The organism is Brachybacterium sp. J144 (genome assembly GCF_036321705.1).
Lineage (GTDB): Bacteria > Actinomycetota > Actinomycetes > Actinomycetales > Dermabacteraceae > Brachybacterium.
In genome coordinates this window covers 118,378-137,477 of record NZ_JAZDCG010000031.1, presented here as the reverse complement: position 1 = coordinate 137,477, position 19,100 = coordinate 118,378, and the positions used below count along the sequence as shown (strand labels likewise).

Genomic DNA, 19,100 nt, shown 5'->3' with positions numbered 1-19,100 from the left:
GGCTCAGCCGGTGTTCTTGAGGCCGGCGGCCACGCCGTTGATGGTGGTGAGCAGGGCCCGCTGCAGCTCGGGGTCGGGCTCCTCGCCGGCCGCCGCGGCGGCGCGCACGCGCTGCAGCATCGCGACCTGCATGTAGGAGATCGGGTCGAGGTAGCGGTCGCGCACGGCGAGGGTGCGCTTGAGGACCGGCTGCCCGTCGAGCAGCTCGAGCACGCCCGTGAGCCGCTCGATCTCCGCGACCGAGAGCTCGTACTCCTCCTTGATGCGGTCGAACAGCGGCCACAGTCGCTCGGGCACGAGGGAGTGCACGTAGTGCGCGGCGATCTGCAGGTCGGTCTTCGCCAGCTGCATCTCCACGTTGCTGATGAGGCTGCGGAAGAAGTGCCAGTGCTTGAGCATCTCGTGGAGGTCCGGCTCGAGGCCGGCCTCGCGCGCGGCCTTCAGGCCGGAGCCCGCCCCGAACCAGCCGGGCACGATCTGGCGCGACTGGGTCCAGCCGAACACCCACGGGATGGCGCGCAGGCCGTCGAGGCCCTTGTCCGAGGTGGCGCGCTTCGAGGGCCGCGAACCGATGTTGAGGTCGCCGAGCTGCTCGACGGGGGTCGAGGTCACGAAGTACTCGGGCAGGTCGGGATCGTCCGCGAGGGTGCGGTAGCGGGCGAAGGCCGCGTCCGAGACCTTCTCCATCACGCCGCCGAAGCGCTCGAGCTGCTCGGGGCTGGTGCGCGGCGCGGTGTGCAGCGCGGAGCCCTCGATGACGGCCGAGAGCGACAGGTCCAGGTTCTCCCGCGCGAGCGTGGGGAGCATGTACTTGTCGGAGATGACCTCGCCCTGCTCGGTGAACTTGATCTCGCCCTCGAGCACGCCGTAGGGCTGCGCGAGGATCGCATCGTAGGTGGGGCCGCCGCCGCGTCCCACGGAGCCGCCGCGGCCGTGGAACAGCCGCAGGGTCACGCCGTGGCGGGCCGCGACGTCGCGCAGCCGACGCTGGCCCTGGTGGATCTCCCACTGGCTGGTGATGACACCGGCGTCCTTGTTGCCGTCGGAGTAGCCGAGCATGACCTCCTGGCGGTTGCCGCGCAGGCGCACGATCTCCCGGTAGGAGGGGTCGGCGAACAGCGCCTCGAGGATCTCGTCGGCGTGGCGCAGCTCGGCGACTTCCTCGAGCAGCGGGACGAAGCCGATGTCGGCCCGGTTCTCCTCCGCGCCGGGACCGCCGGCGAGGGTGACCAGGCCCGCCTCGCGGGCGAGGAGCGCGGCGGCGAGGACGTCGTCGGCGCCGTGGGTCATCGAGATGATGTACGTCTCGATGGCGCTGCGGCCGTACCGGCGGTGGGCATCGCGGATCTCGCCGAACACCCGATAGGTGGTGCGGGTGGCGTCGTCGAGGAGCGAGGGGTCCTCGCTGATCGAGGTGCCGACCAGCGGCCGACGGCTCGCCAGCTCGGCGCCGAGCACCTCGGTGCGCTCCGCGCGGCTGAGCTCGTCGTAGGGGCGGTCCAGCTCGCCGACGCGGTCGAAGAGCCGGGCGAGCACGTGGTGGTGCTTCTCGGAATGCTCGCGGATGTCGAGCGTCGCGAGGTTCAGCCCGGAGCCGGCGAGCACCTGCTGGGCGATGGCGACAGCCCCGTCGGCGACCCGATGAGCGCCGTGGCGGCGCAGCGACTCGCGCAGCACGTCGAAGTCGCCGAGCAGTTCCTCGCCGTCGCGGTAGTCCTGCCCGGGCACGTGCGCCTCGCCGCTGCGTACCCGATCCCGGGTGGCGCGGAGCTTGGCGCGCATGGTGCCGAGCTTGAGGCGGTAGGGCTCCTGGTCGAAGAGCTCCTGCTGGGTCTCGTCGACCTCGGACTCGAAAGCGAGGTCCGCGGCGATGGACCCGCGCAGCTCCGCGTCCTCGCCGGCCAGGGCGCTGGAGATCGACAGGTCCGCGATCAGCTCCCCGACCATCTCGATGGCGATGTCGATCGCGGCCTCGGACTGCAGCTGCAGCACCTCGCGCGTCACCTCGGCGGTGACGAAGGGGTTGCCGTCGCGGTCGCCGCCGATCCACGAGCCGAAGCGCAGCGGCACCTGGCGCTCGGTGAGGTCGGCGCCCTTGGCCCGCAGCTCCTCGCGCAGGTCGTCGAGGAAGCCGGGCATCGTGTGCAGGTAGAGCTGGCGCAGGTAGTAGAGAGCGTTGCGCGCCTCGTCCTGCGGGGTGGGGCGGGTGCGCCGCAGCTCGTCGGTCAGCCACAGCGCCTCGATCGCCTCGGACAGCAGGTGGTCCTGGCGGCGGCGCTCGACCGTCCCCTCCTCGGTCTCGGTGGCGAGGAGGTCGGAGATGCGGCGCAGCTTGGTCAGCACGGCGCGGCGGCTGGCCTCGGTGGGGTGCGCCGTGAACACGAGGCGCACGTCGAGGGAGTCGACGGCCTTCTGCAGCCCGTCGGCCCCGACCTTCTCCACGACGCCCTCGACGGCGCGCGGCACCCACGACTCGGCGGCGGGCCGCTCCTGCAGCGCGCGCACCCGGTAGACCTGCTCGGCCGCATTGGCCAGCAGGAAGTACTGGGTGAAGGCGCGGGTGAGGGCGGTGGCCTGCTCGAGGGGCAGCTCCGCGAGGCGGGCCTGCACGTCGCGGGCGCTCGCGGTGGTGTCCTCGGACTTCGCGGACTTGGTCAGCTGGCGCACCTGCTCCACGAGCTCGAGCAGCTCGGGGCCGTGCTGGTCCGCGAGCGTGCGGCCCAGCAGGGTGGACAGCCGGCGCACGCTCGCACGGAGCGGGGCGTCGATATGGGGATCGTCGCCGACGACGGGGAACTCGCTGGTCAGCGTCGGCACGACGAGGGCGTCGTATTCGGGCACGGGGCCTCCTGGGAGTCGGCGCCGAACGACGGCCGCCGACAGCGAAGGGCGACCGCGTCGGCGCGGGACGAACGGGCCTAGGGTACAGGGGGCGGATCGCGGGACCCCGCACCGATCGCGGAGCGGACGCAGCGGTGGAATACTGCAGGTCGCCCCCGCGCCATCGCGCCCGAGCTGTTGGAGGAACCGGATGACCCCGCGACGCGACACGGTCCAGCTGCCGATGATGCAGCCGCTGCGGCGGCCCTCGATCATCGACCAGGTCGAGCTGGAGCTGCGCAACGCCATCTACTACGGCGACCTCCGCCCCGGTGACGGGATCCCCGAGGTGCAGGTGTCCAAGCAGATGGGCATCTCCCGCTCCTCGCTGCGCGAGGCCTGCCAGCGCCTGGTGCGCGACGGCCTGCTCACCCAGTTCCCGGGCCGCGGCCTGTTCGTCACCCGCATGGACCCCGAGACGATGTCGGAGTTCATCGACTACCGCCTGGGCATCGAGATGCAGGCGGCCACGATCGTCGCCGATCGCGCCGCGCAGCTGCGGGCCGACGGGGACGAGGACGGGGTTCGCGAGCTGCTCGCGCCGCTCCGCGAGTGCGCGGCCCGCAGCGCGGCCTCCCTCGCGGCCGAGGAGGTCATCGAGGCGGGGAACGCCGATCTGGACCTCCACCAGCAGCTCGCGGAGATCGCCCGGAACCGTTTCCTCGCCTCCGCCATGAGCACGATCGTGATCCTCACCCGGATGGGCTCCTTCTCGGATCCGCTCGGCTTCGGGGTCCGCGCCGATCTCCCCGAGAAGCACGACGAGCTGCTCGAGGCCCTCGCCGCGGGCGACGACTCGCGGGCCCGAGCGCTGCTGCGTCTCTCCCTGCGGGAGCTCGCCCATCGCCTGCTGACCGGCGAGGGCACCGAGGTGCTGCGCGACCCGGAGCTGCGGGAGAGCACGGGCCCGGAGTGGTCCCCGCTGTCCGAGGACGGCTGAGCACCCGGCGGCCCTGGAACGCGAACAGCCCCCGGCGGGAGGACCCTGCCGGGGGCTGTCTGCTGCGGCGGAGACGAGAGGATTTGAACCTCCGAGGCGGTTTATCACCACCTACTCCCTTAGCAGGGGAGCGCATTCGGCCGCTCTGCCACGTCTCCTGGCGCTGCGCTCGCACGCAGCACGCCGATACAGCATACGGGCTGGCGCGGAGTGCGCCAAAGCGAGCCCGGGCGGATCACGTCACACCCGGCCGCTCACCCGTCGGCCGTGAGCCCGAGGCGCTTTTGCAGCAGCGCGATGTGCGAGGGGGTGCCGACGCGGTACTTCACCAGGGTGAGGATCCCGTCGGCGTCGACGGCGAAGGTCGAGCGGATCACGCCCTCGACGACCTTCCCGTACATGTTCTTCTCGCCCCAGGCGCCGTAGGCCGCCATGGTCTCGTGGCTCTCGTCGCCGGCGAGCGTGTAGGGCAGGCCCTGCTCCGCCACGAAGCGGTCCAGCTCCGGCACCGGATCCGGGGAGATGCCGACGACGCGGTAGCCGGCATCGGCGAACATCTCGTGGTGGTCGCGCAGGTCGCAGGCCTGCCGGGTGCACAGGGAGGTGTTCGCGGCGGGGTAGAACCACAGCAGCGCGGGAGCGCCGCGGAGGTCGGCGAGGCTCACCCGGCCGCCGCCGGCGGTGGGCAGGTCGAAGTCGGGGGCGGGGTCGCCGACGGCGAGCGTCACGTTCTCGGTCATGTCTCTCCTGAGGGCGGGGTCAGCGGCCGAGGCCGAGCAGGTGCTCGAGCACGCGCGGCACGCCCCGCTCGTCGTTGCCGGGGGCGATGTAGCGGGCGAGCTCGGTGATGCCGGGGTGGGCGTCGGCCATCGCGAAGGACCAGTCGGCGGTCGCGTACAGGCCGGTGTCGTTGAGGTAGTCGCCGAAGACGGCGGTCTGGGCCGGGGTCACGTCGAGCGCGGCCTGCAGGGCCCGGACTCCGCGGCCCTTGTCGACCGTCGGGCTCATGACGTCGATCCAGTGCCGCCCGGAGACGACCACCTGCTCGCTCACGGTGAAGCGGTCGAAGGCGGGGGCGGTCGCCTCGGCGTCGACCGCGTCGAAGACGGCGAGCTTGAGCGTGGGCCCCTCGACGGCGGTGAGGTCGGGGACGGAGGTGAGGCGGTGGTAGTAGGTGCGCGCCTCGGTGAGGAAGTGCTCGTCCTCGGCCTCGACGTAGGCGCTCTCGACCCCGCAGCGGACCAGGCCCAGCCCGGCGCCGTCGGCGTTCAGGGCGCGCACGAGCTCGATGACCTCGGCGGTGGTCCCCTCCCCCACCGGCGTCGTCTCGACCACCTCGCCCTGGTGCAGGACCAGGGTGCCGTTCTCCGCGATGTAGCTGGGCACGCCCTCGCGGCCGCTGGCCGGATCGGGGCCGAACATGGCCTGGAGCGTCGCGAGCTGGCGGCCGCTCGCGGGGACGAAGGCGATGCCTCGCTCCCGCAGCGTCCCCATCAGCTCCCAGAATCCCGCGGGCAGCTCGCCGTCGGGGGTGAGGAGCGTGCCGTCCATGTCGCTGACCACCAGGCGGAGGTCGGCGGCCCCGGCCGGGATCTCGTCCCAGGGGCGGGCGGCGGTCGCGGGGCTCGTGATCATGGGGTCCTCTCCGAGGGGGCGGGGTCGGAGACGATGCTAGCCGGGTCAGCAGGCCTCAGGCGGGGTCCCCCAGGCGTGCTCGACCATCTCCCGCAGCACATCCTGGTCGACGTCCTCGAGCTTCTTCACCCAGAGACAGGCCTTCCCGAGGCGGTGCTTTCCCAGGCGTGCGAGCAGCTCCTCGGCGCGCGGGGTGCCGGTGAGCCCGTAGAGGGAGAGGTCGGAGGAGCGGGGGCTGAAGCCGAGGTGGAAGGTGTCGCCCTCGCGTCCGCTCGCGTAGCGGTAGTGGACCTCGCCGAAGCCGATCATGCTCGGGCCCCACATCACGGCCTCGGCGCCGCCGGTCGCCGCGCGGAACAGCTCGAGCAGCACGAGGCCCTCCTCGTGGCGGCGCCCGGTCACGGTCTCCAGGTACTCCTCGGGGGTCACCGTGGTGGCGTGGGTCTTGATGTCCTTCGCACCGACGCCGGTGTTCCCCGCGGTCACGCTCGCCCCACGGGTGTCCGGGGCGGGCGGGTTCTGCAGGCTCTCCCCGTGGGCGGCGAGCGCCGACTGGATCCGTCGGCCGGAGGCGGGGCCGACGCCGTGCAGTGCGGCGAGGGTCGTCCAGTCCTTGCCGGCCAGGTCGCCGAGGGTGCGGAGCCCCTGCTCGGCGAGGGCGCGGGGGGCGGGCGAGCCCACGCCCGGGAGCTCGGCGAGCGGGGTGCTGAGCGGTGCGTCGGTGGCGGTCATGGGGTGAGGGTACCGGCGGGGTCCACCGCGCGGGCGCGTCCAGTCGTGCCGCGGGGCACGAAGGTGGTGGGCAGGCCGATGCGGGTGCGCACGGGATCCTCGCGCCGGGGTCTCGTCGCGTCGTCGTGGAGCAGGTCCACGGCGGTCACGCCCATGTCGTAGCGGGGCACCTGCACCGTGGACAGTCCGGGATGGAGCAGGGAGGAGAAGGGGATGTCGTCCCAGCCCACGACCGAGAGCTCCCCGGGGACGTCGACCCCGAAGCCCGCGAGCCGCTCGAGCAGGGCCAGGGCCATGAGGTCGTTGTAGACGAGCACCGCCGTGACGTCGCTGAGCAGCACCGCCTCGGCGCCGCGGCGGCCGCCGTCGACGTCGGGGGTGAAGGCGCCGATGTCCGTCCAGTCCATCCCGGCGGCCGCGCACTGCTCGGCGATCACCTCGCGGCGCACCGCGTCGGAGCGGCTCGCGGGCGGGCCGCCGACGTACCCGATGCGGGTGTGCCCGGTGCGGCGCAGGTGGCGGAGCGCGGTGGGGATGCCGGGCAGCGGATCGGCGTAGACCCCCGAGAGGTCCGGGGAGATGCGGTTGACCAGGCTCAGCGGGGTGAGGGAGACGGCCTCGCGCAGGGACGTCTCGTCCATCCGGCTCGAGCAGAGGACAATCCCGTCGACCTGGGCGGCGAGGGTCCGCACCAGGGGCAGCTCCCCCTCCGGGGCCTCCCCCGCGTCGGTGATCAGCAGCTGGGTGCCGAGCTCGTGAGCCCGCGCCTGCGCCCCCTTGAGGACGGCGGCGAAGAAGGGGTTCTCGAGGTCGGGGACGATCACGCCGTACACGCCCGTGCGCCCGGTGATGAGGGCGCGGGCGCTGCGGTTGGGCCGGTAGCCGAGGGCCGACGCCGCGGCGAGGATCCGCTCGCGGGTGGCCTCGCCGACGAGCTCGGGGCGCTGGAAGGCGCGGGAGCAGGTCGCGACGGAGACGTCGGCGCGCTCGGCGACGTCCCGCAGGGTCACGGACATGCCCACCTCCCCACTGCAACAATTGCATGATCCCGGTGCGAATCCGGCGTGGGCCGACTCTTCCATGCAGGCCGAAGATATGCAATCGTTTCCGGCAAGCGAATTCCCAGGGCGAAGGCGCCGAGAGGAGCACCATGAGAGCGCTGCGCGTGCGAGCACCGGGCGAGGTCCAGGTCGAGGAGGTCCCCGACCCCGTCCCGGCGGCGGGCGAGGCCCTGCTGCGCATCCTCTACGCCGGGATCTGCGGCTCCGACCTCCAGGTCCTGCGCGGCACGCAGCCCTTCGCGAGCTACCCGCGCGTCCCCGGCCACGAGTTCTCCGCCGAGATCGTGCGCATCGAGGGAGATCCGGGCGGCTTCGCCCCGGGCGACGTGGTCACCGGCGTCCCCTACCTGCAGGACGGCACCTGCTACTCGTGCCGCCGAGGGCTGATCAACGCCTGCGTGCACAACGAGACCCTGGGCGTGCACCGCGACGGCGCCTTCCAGGAGCTGATCACCCTGCCCGTCGACCGGCTCCACGCCGCCCGCGGCCTCGACCCCCGCGACCTCGCGCTGGTGGAGCCCTTCTCGATCGGCCACCATGCCGTGCGCCGGGCGGGGGTGCGCGAGGGCGAGCGGGTGCTGGTCCTCGGCTCCGGGACGATCGGCCAGCTCACCCTGCTGTCCGCGCGGACGCACGGGGCGCGGGTCTGGAGCGCCGACATCCTCCCGGACCGCCTCGAGCTCGCCGCCTCCCTCGGCGCCGAGGGCACCGCGGATCTCCGCACGGAGGAGATCCCCGACCTCGTCGCCCGCGCCACCGACGGGGACGGCTTCGACGTGGTGCTCGAGGCGACCGGCCTCCCGGTCTCCTTCCTCGGCGCGATCGAGGCCGCCGCCGTCGGCGCCCGGCTGGTGCTCATCGGCAACGGCACCCGCGAGGTCACCTTCAATCAGTCCGCGCTGATCAAGAAGGAGCTGGACGTGCTCGGCTCCCGCAACAGCCGCCATGTCTTCCCGGAGTTGATCGAGCTGATCGCCGGCGGCGCCGTGGACGTCTCCCCGCTGCGCACCCGCACGGTCCCGCTCGCCGAGGCGCCCGCCGTGCTGCGCGCGGCCGCCGAGGGCGCCACGGCCGACCTCAAGATCCTGCTTGACCTGACCCGCTGACCCCACCCCGCACAGACCCCACCTCAGACCCCTTCTGATCGGAGAGATCCATGACCCTGCGCACCGACGCGCTCGAGGCCGACATCCACTACGACGGCGCCGTCCGCTCCCTGCACGTGCGCGCCGCCGCCGCGGACGCGCTCGCCCCCTTCGAGGGCGAGATCCGCCCCGACGGCGAGGCCCATCTGCTCGAGGGCCCGCTCAGTACCGCCAACGCGAAGGCCCTGCAGGACGCCTTCGAGGTGCTGCGCCCGCAGCTGATCAGCCGCCACCGCACCTCGGTCGGGACCGGCGACCGCATCGGCCTGGCCGGTCCCGGGCAGGCAGCGGCCTTCGCCGCCCACGGCCAGGGGGTCATGCCGGTGCTGGCCCAGCAGTCGATCCGCGAGATGGACCGTCTGGGCCGCTCGGCCCGGACCGTCATGGACGAGGCGGTCTTCGGCCTGCTCGAGGCCGGCTGGGAGGGCGGCTTCGGCGCGGACTGCGACCACATCAAGACCACCGAGGGCATCGACCGCGGCCTCGAGGCCGGATTCGTCATGTTCACGCTCGATCCGGGCGATCACGTCGCCGACGTCACCGGCGGCGTCACCGCGGCGGACGCCGCCTCCCTGCCCTGGGACGCCCTCGAGGACACCCTCGAGCAGACGCTCGCCCGCTACGCCGGCCTCACCCTCGACGTCGGCCACTCGCAGATCGAGGTCACCGAGCAGGACGTGATCACCGCGACCGTGAAGTACGGGGCGGCGGTCGCCGAGGCGATCCGTCTGTACCGCCACGCCATGGAGAACGCCCGTCACGAGATCGAGATCGAGTTCGCGGTCGACGAGACGGCCTGGCTGACCACCTTCTTCGAGCACTTCTACCTGGCCACCGAGCTCAAGCGCCTCGGGGCGAGCTGGTTCAGCTTCGCCCCGCGCTACGTGGACGGCTTCGAGAAGGGCCTGGACTTCCTCGGCGATGCCGAGGAGCTGCGCCGGAACCTCGAGGCCCATCACGCGATCTCCGAGCAGTTCGGCGGCTACCGCATCTCGCTGCACTCGGGCTCGGACAAGTTCTCGATCTACCCGCTGTGCGTCGAGGCGACGCAGGGCCACGTGCATCTGAAGACCTCCGGCACCAGCTACCTGTGCGCCCTCGAGGTCATCGCCGTCCACGACCCGGAGCTGTTCGCCACGATCTGGGAGATCTCCCGCGCCTCCTACGTGAAGGCCCGCGCGAGCTACCAGGTCTCCGCGCACGAGGACCGCACCCCCACCACCCTCGAGGGGGTCGACCTCACCGAGCTGATCCGCTCGGACGATGCCCGGCAGATCCTCCACGTCGGCTACGGCGACTCCCTCAACGGCGCACTGCCCTCCGGCGAGTCGATCCACGACCGCTTCGTGCGGGTCGTCGCCGCCCACCAGGAGGAGCACACCGCGGTGGTCGCCGAGCACATCGGCCGCCACCTGGCGCCCTTCAGCGCCGGCACCGGAGCCCGAGCCTGAGGTCCGCCTCGGTGCGGGGTCAGCGGTGCGCGTCGAGCGCCCGCACCCCGCGCCAGGCGGCGGGGAGCAGCACCGCGGCGATCGCGGCCTTCACCACGCCACCGGGCAGGAAGGGCCACAGGCCCGCGGCGAGCACCGAGCCGAGCGTGATCTCCACACCCATCACCGAGTGCAGGATCATCGCGAGGTACGGGACGCCGACCAGGAAGGGCACCGCGCTCGCGGCGAGGAAGCCGGCCAGCGCCATCAGCGGCCGACGATCCCATGCCCGCTCCGCGAACCAGCCGGCCACGAAGGCGGCGGGCACGAATCCCAGCGCGAAGCCGAAGCTCGGGGCGAGGAGCATGGCGGGCCCGCCGGAGAACTCGGCGAAGACCGGCGCGCCCGCGAGGCCGACCAGCAGGTAGGCGAGCATCGAGAGGGCGCCCCGACGGGAGCCGAGGGACGCGCCGACGAGGATCACGCCGAGGGTCTGCCCGGTGATCGGCACGAGCGGCAGCGGGATCGTCACCTGCGCGAGCGCGGCGAGCACGACGACGCCGGCGAGGATCAGCCCCGCATCGGTCAGCAGGGTTCGGTGCGCGGGCAGCGCATCGGCCAGGACGGGGCGGCGGGCCGGGACGGCGATCGCAGACATGGGGCTCCTCGGGACGGCGGGCGGAAGCGCCCAGCGTAGACCAGGCGCGAGCCGCGGTCTCAGAGCAGATCGCCCAGCGGTCCGGCGAGCAGCGCCCCCGCCCACAGGGTGCAGGCGGCGAGGACGAGGACGAAGGAGGCGGTCCAGGCCCCGGCGGGCAGAGCCGTGAGCCGGGAGAGCTGCGCGGGATCGTCGCCGCTGCGACCGGAGGCGATCACCGCCCCGAGGTGCCGCCACGCACCGAGCAGCAGGAAGGCGCCCGCGGCGAGGGTGAGCAGCGCGATCGGTCCCGGGCCGCCCCACCACCAGAGGGCGCCGACGCCCGCTGCGGTGGCGAGCACGGCGAGCACGGTGTGCAGCGACCGAGAGAAGACCAGGGCGAGGACCAGCGCGATCAGGGCCGCGAACAGCGCCGTGCGCCCCCAGCCGGCGAGGGCGATCTGCACCAGCAGCGCGCCGAGGATCGCGGGCGCCGGATAGCCCGCCCAGGTGGACGCGATCCGGCCGAACCCGCGGGTGGGCCCGACGGTCACCGCGTGCCCGGACATGTCGGCGCTGACCACGAAGCCGGTGAAGCGCCGACCGCAGAGCACGCCGACCACGGCGTGGCCGAGCTCGTGCACGATCGTCACGGCCGGGCGGGTCAGCCGCCACAGCACGGGCACGCTCACCGCGAGCGCGGTCACGACGAGTGCGAGCACCAGCCACCAGCCGGGCGAGGGGGCCGCGTCGGGCGGGATCCGCCGCCACACGGCCGCGAGCGCTCCGGGGATGTCCATCGGGCCATCGTGCCAGCGGCCCCGGGGCGGAGCCTGGGATCATGTCCCGGTGACCCGATCCTCCGTCCTCCCCGACGCCCCTGCCCACTCCCAGGCGAGCCCGCCCTCGATCCTCTCCGCCCTCCGCTCCCCGCGGCTGCTGCGCATCGAGCTGCTCTCCGGGCTGGTGGTGGCGCTCGCGATGATCCCCGAGGTGGTGTCCTTCTCCGTGCTCGCCGGGGTGGATCCGCGGGTGGGCCTGTTCACGGCGGTGATCATGGCGATCACCATCGCGATCGTGGGCGGGCGGCCCGCCATGGTCTCGGCCGCGGCGGGGGCGACCGCGCTCGTGATCGCCCCGCTGGTCGCCTCGCACGGCATGGACCATCTGATCGCCGCGGTGCTGCTGGCGGGGGTGCTGCAGATCGTGCTGGCGCTGCTGGGCGTCGCGCGGCTGATGCGCTTCATCCCCCGCTCGGTGATGACCGGCTTCGTCAACGCGCTCGCGATCCTGATCTTCACGGCCCAGCTGCCCCACCTGTTCGGCGGGGACGTGCCGTGGGTGGTGCTGCCGCTGCTCGCGCTGGCCCTCGCCCTGCTGATCGTGGTGCCGCGGCTGATCACCGTGATCCCCGCTCCGCTGATCACGATCGCGGTGCTCACCGTCCTGGTCGTGGTCACCGGATGGCAGGTCCCGGACGTCGCCGACCAGGGCGAGATGCCCGAGTCGCTGCCCGCGCTGATGATCCCCGATGTGCCGCTCACCCTCGAGACGCTGCGGATCATCGCGCCCTATGCCGTGGGGATGGCGCTCGTGGGCCTGATGGAATCTCTGCTCACCGCGAAGCTCGTCGACGACCTCACCGACACGCACTCGGACAAGACCCGGGAGGCCTGGGGGCAGGGCGTCGCGAACCTCGCCGCGGGGGCCTTCGGCGGCATGGGCGGCTGCGCCATGATCGGCCAGACCATGATCAACGTGAAGGACGGCGGGGGCCGCACGCGGCTGTCGACGCTCAGCGCCGGGGTGTTCCTGCTGGTCCTGGTGATGCTGCTGAGCGACGTGGTGGGCCGGGTGCCGATGGTGGCCCTCGCGGCGGTGATGATCATGGTGTGCGTGGCCACAGTGGACTGGCACAGCGTGCGCCCGTCGACCCTGCGCCGCATGCCCGTCTCGGAGACCCTGGTGATGGTGGTGACCGTCGTGGCGACCGTCGCGACCCACAATCTCGCCGTGGGCGTGATCGCCGGGGTGCTCACCGCGATCGTGGCCTTCGCCCGCCGGGTCGCGCACCTGGTGAGCATCGAGGCGGTGTGGGAGAGCGACCTCGACGGCGACGGCACGGTCGACGTGCGCCGCTATCTCGTCCACGGCCAGCTGTTCTTCGCCTCGAGCAACGATCTCGTCTACCGCTTCGACTACGCGGGCGACCCCGAGGTGGTGATCGTGGACCTCACGGGCGCGGACGTCTGGGACGCCTCGAGCGTCGCGGCCCTCGATGCGGTCCGCGGCAAGTACGCCGAGCGCGGCAAGGAGGCGCGGATCGTGGGCCTCGAGGGCGAGAGCGCCCGTCGGATGGAGCTGCTCTCGGGCCACCTCGGGAGCTGAGCCGCCCCGCTCCCCGCTCCCTGCGTGACAGACTGACGCCGACGCCGACGTCGCACAGAGAACCAGGTGGCAGCCTTGTCCGCAGCCCTCGATCCGCTCGATGCCCGATGGATCACCGCCCCCGGGGACGACCCCCAGAACCCGCTGCTGCGCGCGGTGCTGCACCTGCCCTCCCCGCCGCTGTCCGCACGCTGGCGGTACACAGGGCTCGGCACGGTGCGCGCCTGGGTGAACGGCTCCCCCGCGTCCGCCTCCCGTCTGGATCCGGGGCTGACCGATCCGCGGGCCCGCGTGCAGGTCCTCGAGGTCGACATCGCCCCGCTGCTGCGGGCGGGCGAGAACGTGCTGGGTCTGGACCTGGGTCGCGGCTTCCACGCCCTCACGACCGAGAACGTGTGGCGCTGGGAGCAGGCGCCGTGGCGGGGACCGGTGCGGGCCTGGGCGCATCTGCGCGTGGACCTCGCCGACGGCAGCTCGCGGATCCTCGCGACCGGCCCCGAGTGGCGCACCGCCCCGGGGCCGGTGACGCACGACTCGATGTACGCGGGCGAGACCTTCGACCCCCGGGAGGACCCGGCCGCCTGGCGCCTGCCCGGCTACGACGACACCGCCTGGGACCCGGTGCTCGTCGAGCCGGACCGCCCCGCCTCCCGACGACGAGCGGTCGGGGACGAGCCGATCCTGCAGCTCCAGGCCCAGGAGCCGATCGTGGTGCGCGAGGAGATCGCCCCCCGCACCGTCTCCGTGGGGCCCGAACGGATCGTGCTGGACCTGGGACGGGTGATCGCCGGGTGGTGCCGCTTCGAGCTCGCCGCGCACGTCGACGCCCTCGCCGAGCCGGTCGCCTTCCGGGCCCGGCACGGGGAGAAGCTGCGGGCCGACGGCACGGTCGACGACGACAGCGAGCACATCCGCGGCGACCGCTTCCAGCGCGACGACGTCCGCCTGCGCCCCGGGATCGCCGAGTCCTTCGAGCCGCAGCACTCCTACAAGGGATTCCGCTACGTGCAGCTCGAGGCCGTCGCCGGAGATCTCGCCGACGTGCGGGTGGCGGGGCTGCTCGCCCATGCGGATCTCGCCCCGGCGAGCACCCTGACCTGCTCGGAGCCCCTCGTCGCGCGGTTCGACGCGGCGATGCGCGCCTCGCTCGCCAACAACATGCACCACGTCCCCACCGACACCCCGATGCACGAGAAGAACGGCTGGACCGGCGACGCGCTGACCGCGCTCGCGGCGATGACCACGAGCTTCGACATGCACCGCATGCTGCGCAAGTGGCTCGACGACCAGGTCGACGCGCAGCGCGCCGACGGCTCCCTCTCGGTCATCTCACCGAACCCCGGCTGGGGCTATGAGGAACTCTCCCCCGCCCCCGAATGGACCACGCTGATGCCGGTGCTGCTCGACGAGCTGGCCTGCGAGTACGGGGATCTCGAGGCGGTGCGCACCCACGAGCCCGCGGCGCGCCGCTATCTCGACCACGAGCTGTCCCGCCGCGACGGCGACGGACTGATCTCCGGGGTGCTCGGCGACTACCTCACCCCGGGCAGCCCCGGCCCCGCCCCCGACGACAAGCGGCTCAGCGCCACCCTGATGGTCGGCAGCGCCCTGCGCCGCCTCGCCCACGCCCTCGAGCTGGCGGACCTCGCCGGCGGCGCGGAGCTGCGCGCCTCCGCCCAGGAGCTCGAGGAGGCCGTGAACCGGGTCTTCCTCGATGCCGAGCGCGGTCTCTACCGCGACCCCGCAGGCACCGGCCACGGCTACCGGCAGACCTCGAACCTGCTCCCCCTCGCGCTCGGCACGGTGCCCGCCGAGCACGTCGCGGCGGTGCAGGAGAACCTGGTGCGGGCGATCGAGGGGGCCGGGGACCACCACGACTGCGGCCACCTGGGCGTGCGCTTCCTGCTCCCGGTGCTCTCCGCGGCCGGGCAGGGGGCGCTCGCCTGGCGGGTGCTCGCGAATCCCACGGCACCCGGCTGGCGTGCCTGGCTCGAGGCCGGGAACTCGACCTTCATGGAGATGTGGGAGGACCCGCGATCCTGTTCGCACTACTTCATGGGCACCCCGGCGACCTGGCTGCACGAGAACGTGGCCGGGCTGCGCCGCGGACCCGACGGCTGGGGGAACTTCCTGGTGGCGCCGGATCCCGACGTCCCCGTCGGCCGGATCACGATGACGCGCCGCACGCGGGCGGGCGAGATCTCGCTGGCGGTGGACCGGGAGGCGCGCACGCTCCGGCTCACCGTCCCCGACGGCACCCGCGCCCGCGTGCTGCTCCCGGGCACGGACCGGCAGCTCGGGCCCGGGGAGCACGCCCTGGACTGGTGAGACTGGTGAGACTGGTGAGGACATGAGGAACGCCCGCCGCTCCGGCACGGGGCCGGGGCGACGGGCGCGATCCGCAGGTCCCTGATCAGGGACGGGCGGGAGGTCTCAGAGGGGGCGGATGTTCGACGCCTGCAGGCCCTTGGGGCCCTGCTCCACGTCGAACTCGACGCGCTGGTTCTCCACCAGGTCGCGACGGCCGGTGCCGACGATGGCGGAGAAGTGCGCGAACACGTCCGCGCTGCCATCCTCGGGGGCGATGAAGCCGTAGCCCTTCTCGGAGTTGAACCAGTTGACGGTGCCAGTTGCCATGGCGATATTCCTTCGGTCGTGAACCACTTCAGTGGTCCGTTGCCCCCGTCGAAGGTGCCGACGGGAGATCCGCCGCAGGTGCGGCGCAGTCGCCGGAGCGACCTCTTCGAGCCTACGGCACCGAGCCGACATGCGACACCGCGTTGTGGACGGTGGAGTGTGCGCCCGCTCTCATTCCCCGTCGGGCTCGTGCCGCAGCAGGTCCCCGACCTGGCAGTCGAGCGCCTCGCACAGCGCGGCGAGGGTCGTGAAGCGCACCGCCCGCGCCCGACCGTTCTTCAGCACCGCGAGATTGGCCGGGGTGATCCCGACCCGCTCGGCGAGCTCGCCCACGGTCATCCGCCGACGGGCGAGCTGCACGTCGATGTCCACCACGATGCCCACTCAGATCACCTCGTCGAGCTCGGACTGCAGGTGCTCCGCCCGGGTGAGGGTCTCGGTGGCCTGCACCAGCAGCTGGCGCTGCACCCGGATCACCAGCGCCACCCCTGCGACCACGAGGGCCAGTCCGCCGAGCACGAGCACCATGCCGGGGGCCATCGCATCCCCCGGGTGCAGGCGGTTGGCGATCGCGCCGACGATCGGCACCCCGAGCACCACCGCGGCGATCGCGAGCACGGCGACGACGATCCGGTCCACCTCGCGGAAGGAGCGCGCGGAGAACACCCGGCCCTTCCGCACCAGGGTGAGCAGGCGCAGGATGCTCACCGCCACGACCTGGAGGGCGAGGATCCCGAGCACCGCGAGGACCATCAGCGAGACCGTGATGCCGTCGACGCGGTCGGGGGCGTCCTGGTCCCACCAGGGGGAGGTGACCACGGCGAGCTGCACGACGGCGCTGCCCGCGAGCGAGATCCACAGGATGATCCGCAGGATGACGATGGTGGAGGCCCTCATGACCCCTCCTTCTCTCGAGGAACGACAGAAATCTATCGTTTCTCGATAGATCTGTCGAGGGGTGGACGACGCGGGGTACGGACACCGCGCGCCGGTAGCCTCGGAGGTGACCGACCCCGCCGCTGGTTCGAAGGAGTTCCGATGACCGTCGTCGTCACCGCCGTGTTCTACCCCCTGCCCGACCGCAAGCAGGAGCTGGCCGACGCCATGCAGCGCGGCATCGCCGCCGTGCACGGTGAGCAGGGCTGCGAGCTCTACGCGATCCACGACTCCGAGGACGGCACGATCACCATGATCGAGAAGTGGACGACGGTCGAGGACCTCGACACGCACGGCTCCGGGAGCGTCGTCGAGATCCTCCGCGCGGATGTGAAGGACCTGGTCGCGAAGCCGGCGACGGTCACCCGCATGACCCCGATCCCCGCGGGCACCGAGGCGCAGGGCCAGCTCTGACCCCTCCCCGAGGGTGACCCTCCTCGCCCCGGGCAACCGCTCGCCCCGTGCGGCACGCGCCGCGTGTTCGCTCCGGGACCCTCGCCCTCCTGTGCTGACCTGTGGGACCGTCCTAGACTGCTCCTGAGCCTGTGACGTCCCCATCCCCCATGGTCAGTGCCGATCCCGGGCTCCCGGCGCCCCGCCCGGTGCGCCGCGGCCCCCGGAGTCGAGGACGAGTCATGACCACAGCGACCGAGGCGCCTCGCGGGTTCTCCCCGCGCGTGGCGCTGCAGAAGGTCGGCACCTCCCTGTCGAACATGGTGATGCCGAACATCCCCGCGCTCATCGCGTGGGGCATCCTCACCGCCTTCTTCATCCCTGACGGCTGGACGCCGAACGAGCCGCTGGCGAGTGTCGTCGGCCCGATGATCCACTACCTGCTGCCGCTGCTCATCGCGAACACGGGCGGCCGCATGGTCTACGAGGCGCGCGGCGCCGTGGTCGGCGTCATCGCCACCATGGGCGTGATCGGCGGCTCCGACTGGCTGATCGCCCAGCAGAACGCCCGCCTGCTCGAGGAGTGGGTCGCGGCCGGCAACAACGCCGCGGACTACGCCGAGCTCGGCCAGGTGCACATGTTCATCGGCGCGATGATCATGGCGCCGCTGGCCGCCTGGCTCATGAAGAAGCTCGACCGGCTGTGGCAGGAGCACATCCCCGCCGGCTTCGAGATGCTCGTGAACATGTTCTCCGCCGGCATCTTCGGCTTCCTCATGCTGGTGGTCGGCTTCTTCGGCCTGGCCCCGATCGTGAACGGCCTGATGACGCTGCTCTCCAACGGCGTGGCCGCCCTCGTCAACGCGGGCCTGCTGCCGCTGGTGTCGATCCTCATCGAGCCGGCGAAGGTCTTCTTCCTCAACAACGCCATCAACCACGGCGTGCTCACGCCGCTCGGCATCAGCCAGGCCGCGGTCGACGGCAAGTCGGTGCTCTTCCTGCTCGAGTCGAACCCCGGCCCGGGCCTCGGCATCCTGCTCGCCTTCTCCGTCTTCGGCCGCGGCGCCGCGAAGGCCTCCGCCCCGGGCGCCGCGATCATCCACTTCTTCGGCGGCATCCACGAGATCTACTTCCCCTACGTGCTGATGAAGCCGCTGCTCATCATCGCCGCGATCGGCGGCGGCATGACCGGTGTCTTCGTCAACGTCCTGTTCGGCACCGGCCTGATCGCCCCGGCTTCCCCCGGGTCGATCTTCGCGATCTTCGGCGTCGCCGCGCGCGACTCCTACCTGGGCATCGCCCTCGCCGTGGCCGGCGCGGCGCTCGTGAGCTTCCTGCTGGCGACCCTGTTCCTCAAGATCGGCAAGCAGGACGACGGCGACCTCGCCGCCGCCACCGCCAAGATGGAGGAGATGAAGGGCAAGAAGTCCTCCGTCGCGGGCGCGCTCGCCGGCGCGGGTGCGGGGGCGGGTGCCGCCGCCGCGGCCGACGCCTCCGGCCACACCGGGCCGATCCGCAAGATCGTCTTCGCCTGCGACGCGGGCATGGGCTCCTCCGCCATGGGCGCGACCGTGCTGCGCAAGAAGGTGCGCGCGGCCGGCTTCGACGACGTCGAGGTCACCAACCGGGCGATCTCGAACCTGAGCGACGAGTGGGACGTCGTCGTCACCCAGAAGGAGCTCACCGATCGTGCCCGCCAGCGCACCGGCTCGGCCGTGCACGTGAGCGTGGACCAGTTCATGAACTCGCCCCGCTACGACGAGGTCGTCGACCTCGTCGGCCAGCGGAACAACGCGGCAGCGGCACCGGCCGCAGCGGCACCGGACGCGGCAGCGCCGGCGGAGCAGCCGGCCGGCGCGTCGATCCTGACCCGCGAGTCGATCGTCCTCTCCGGCACCGCGACCGACGCCGCCTCCGGCATCGAGGAGGCGGGCGGCCTGCTCGTCGCCGCCGGGGCGGTGGACGCCGCCTATGTCGCGGCGATGCATGACCGCGAGGCGACCGTCTCGACCGTCATGGGCAACGGTCTCGCGATCCCCCACGGCACGAACGAGGCGAAGTCCTCGATCCGCCGTTCGGCGATGAGCGTGGTCCGCTACCCTGACGGCATCGACTGGAACGGCCAGACCGTGCGCTTCGCGATCGGCATCGCCGGTGTCGGCAACGAGCACCTGGAGCTGCTGCAGAAGGTCGCGATGGCCTTCTCCGACGCCTCCCAGGTGCAGAAGCTCGAGCAGGCGACCACCGCGGACGAGATCCTGGCGATTTTCCAGGACGGGGAGTGAG

Annotated in this window: 17 protein-coding genes and 1 tRNA gene; 7 read left to right on the top strand and 11 right to left on the bottom strand. The window is 72.5% G+C overall.

Annotation, left to right across the window (positions count from 1 at the left end):
- Window positions 1-3: 3 nt before the first annotated feature.
- Window positions 4-2,841, bottom strand: a complete 2,838-nt coding sequence (ppc, locus tag V1260_RS12175) for a phosphoenolpyruvate carboxylase (protein ID WP_329747084.1) — start codon at window positions 2,839-2,841, stop codon at window positions 4-6.
- Window positions 2,842-3,031: 190 nt separating this feature from the next.
- Here ppc and V1260_RS12170 point away from each other — a divergent pair, with 190 nt between their 5' ends.
- Window positions 3,032-3,820 carry a GntR family transcriptional regulator gene (locus V1260_RS12170; protein WP_329747083.1) on the top strand — a complete coding sequence of 263 codons (789 nt, stop codon included), beginning with the start codon at window positions 3,032-3,034 and terminating at the stop codon, window positions 3,818-3,820.
- A 68-nt stretch (window positions 3,821-3,888) separates the two neighbouring features.
- Here V1260_RS12170 and V1260_RS12165 read toward each other — a convergent pair.
- The 5 genes from V1260_RS12165 to V1260_RS12145 form a co-directional block, all read right to left on the bottom strand.
- A tRNA-Ser gene (locus tag V1260_RS12165) sits at window positions 3,889-3,978 on the bottom strand.
- A 96-nt stretch (window positions 3,979-4,074) separates the two neighbouring features.
- Entirely contained in the window at window positions 4,075-4,560 is a 486-nt protein-coding gene (locus V1260_RS12160; RefSeq protein WP_329747082.1) for a peroxiredoxin, read from the bottom strand.
- A gap of 19 nt (window positions 4,561-4,579) precedes the next feature.
- Window positions 4,580-5,455 carry an HAD-IIB family hydrolase gene (locus tag V1260_RS12155; RefSeq protein ID WP_329747081.1) on the bottom strand — a complete coding sequence of 292 codons (876 nt, stop codon included), beginning with the start codon at window positions 5,453-5,455 and terminating at the stop codon, window positions 4,580-4,582.
- 45 nt (window positions 5,456-5,500) lie between these two features.
- On the bottom strand, window positions 5,501-6,187 hold the full coding sequence (locus V1260_RS12150; protein ID WP_329747080.1) for a DUF1801 domain-containing protein: 687 nt from the start codon (window positions 6,185-6,187) through the stop codon (window positions 5,501-5,503).
- Window positions 6,184-7,203: a LacI family DNA-binding transcriptional regulator gene (locus tag V1260_RS12145; RefSeq protein WP_329747079.1), complete on the bottom strand. Its 1,020-nt coding sequence runs from the start codon at window positions 7,201-7,203 to the stop codon at window positions 6,184-6,186. The genes V1260_RS12150 and V1260_RS12145 overlap by 4 nt, the downstream gene beginning before the upstream one ends.
- A 134-nt stretch (window positions 7,204-7,337) precedes the next feature.
- On the opposite strand from V1260_RS12145, the gene V1260_RS12140 reads away from it, so the two are divergent.
- A complete protein-coding gene (locus V1260_RS12140; protein ID WP_329747078.1) occupies window positions 7,338-8,354 on the top strand; it encodes a zinc-binding alcohol dehydrogenase family protein in 1,017 nt (338 codons plus the stop codon).
- A gap of 50 nt (window positions 8,355-8,404) precedes the next feature.
- Entirely contained in the window at window positions 8,405-9,844 is a 1,440-nt protein-coding gene (locus tag V1260_RS12135; protein ID WP_329747077.1) for a tagaturonate epimerase family protein, read from the top strand.
- Window positions 9,845-9,863: 19 nt separating this feature from the next.
- Here the strand turns inward: V1260_RS12135 and V1260_RS12130 are convergent, their stop codons facing one another.
- Entirely contained in the window at window positions 9,864-10,481 is a 618-nt protein-coding gene (locus tag V1260_RS12130; RefSeq protein ID WP_329747076.1) for a biotin transporter BioY, read from the bottom strand.
- Window positions 10,482-10,540: 59 nt separating this feature from the next.
- Window positions 10,541-11,260, bottom strand: a complete 720-nt coding sequence (locus V1260_RS12125; protein ID WP_329747075.1) for a M50 family metallopeptidase — start codon at window positions 11,258-11,260, stop codon at window positions 10,541-10,543.
- Between V1260_RS12125 and V1260_RS12120 the strand changes: the two genes are divergently transcribed.
- The gene (locus V1260_RS12120) at window positions 11,253-12,848 is read left to right on the top strand and encodes a SulP family inorganic anion transporter (RefSeq protein ID WP_442878158.1); all 1,596 of its coding nucleotides are present in this window, start codon (window positions 11,253-11,255) and stop codon (window positions 12,846-12,848) included. The genes V1260_RS12125 and V1260_RS12120 overlap by 8 nt on opposite strands.
- Before the next feature lie 75 nt (window positions 12,849-12,923).
- Window positions 12,924-15,176, top strand: a complete 2,253-nt coding sequence (locus V1260_RS12115; RefSeq protein ID WP_329747073.1) for a family 78 glycoside hydrolase catalytic domain — start codon at window positions 12,924-12,926, stop codon at window positions 15,174-15,176.
- 105 nt (window positions 15,177-15,281) lie between these two features.
- On the opposite strand, the gene V1260_RS12110 is transcribed toward V1260_RS12115, so the two are convergent.
- The 3 genes from V1260_RS12110 to V1260_RS12100 form a co-directional block, all read right to left on the bottom strand.
- The gene (locus tag V1260_RS12110; protein ID WP_329747072.1) at window positions 15,282-15,485 is read right to left on the bottom strand and encodes a cold-shock protein; all 204 of its coding nucleotides are present in this window, start codon (window positions 15,483-15,485) and stop codon (window positions 15,282-15,284) included.
- Window positions 15,486-15,656: 171 nt separating this feature from the next.
- The gene (locus tag V1260_RS12105; protein WP_329747071.1) at window positions 15,657-15,869 is read right to left on the bottom strand and encodes a helix-turn-helix domain-containing protein; all 213 of its coding nucleotides are present in this window, start codon (window positions 15,867-15,869) and stop codon (window positions 15,657-15,659) included.
- On the bottom strand, window positions 15,870-16,382 hold the full coding sequence (locus V1260_RS12100) for a DUF2975 domain-containing protein (RefSeq protein ID WP_329747070.1): 513 nt from the start codon (window positions 16,380-16,382) through the stop codon (window positions 15,870-15,872). It lies immediately after the preceding gene.
- Window positions 16,383-16,523: 141 nt separating this feature from the next.
- Here V1260_RS12100 and V1260_RS12095 point away from each other — a divergent pair, with 141 nt between their 5' ends.
- Together V1260_RS12095 and V1260_RS12090 are read left to right on the top strand one after the other, a co-directional pair.
- Window positions 16,524-16,835, top strand: a complete 312-nt coding sequence (locus tag V1260_RS12095) for a putative quinol monooxygenase (RefSeq protein WP_329747069.1) — start codon at window positions 16,524-16,526, stop codon at window positions 16,833-16,835.
- Window positions 16,836-17,056: 221 nt separating this feature from the next.
- A complete protein-coding gene (locus tag V1260_RS12090) occupies window positions 17,057-19,099 on the top strand; it encodes a PTS sugar transporter subunit IIA (protein ID WP_329747068.1) in 2,043 nt (680 codons plus the stop codon).
- The last annotated feature ends 1 nt before the right edge of the window (window position 19,100 follow it).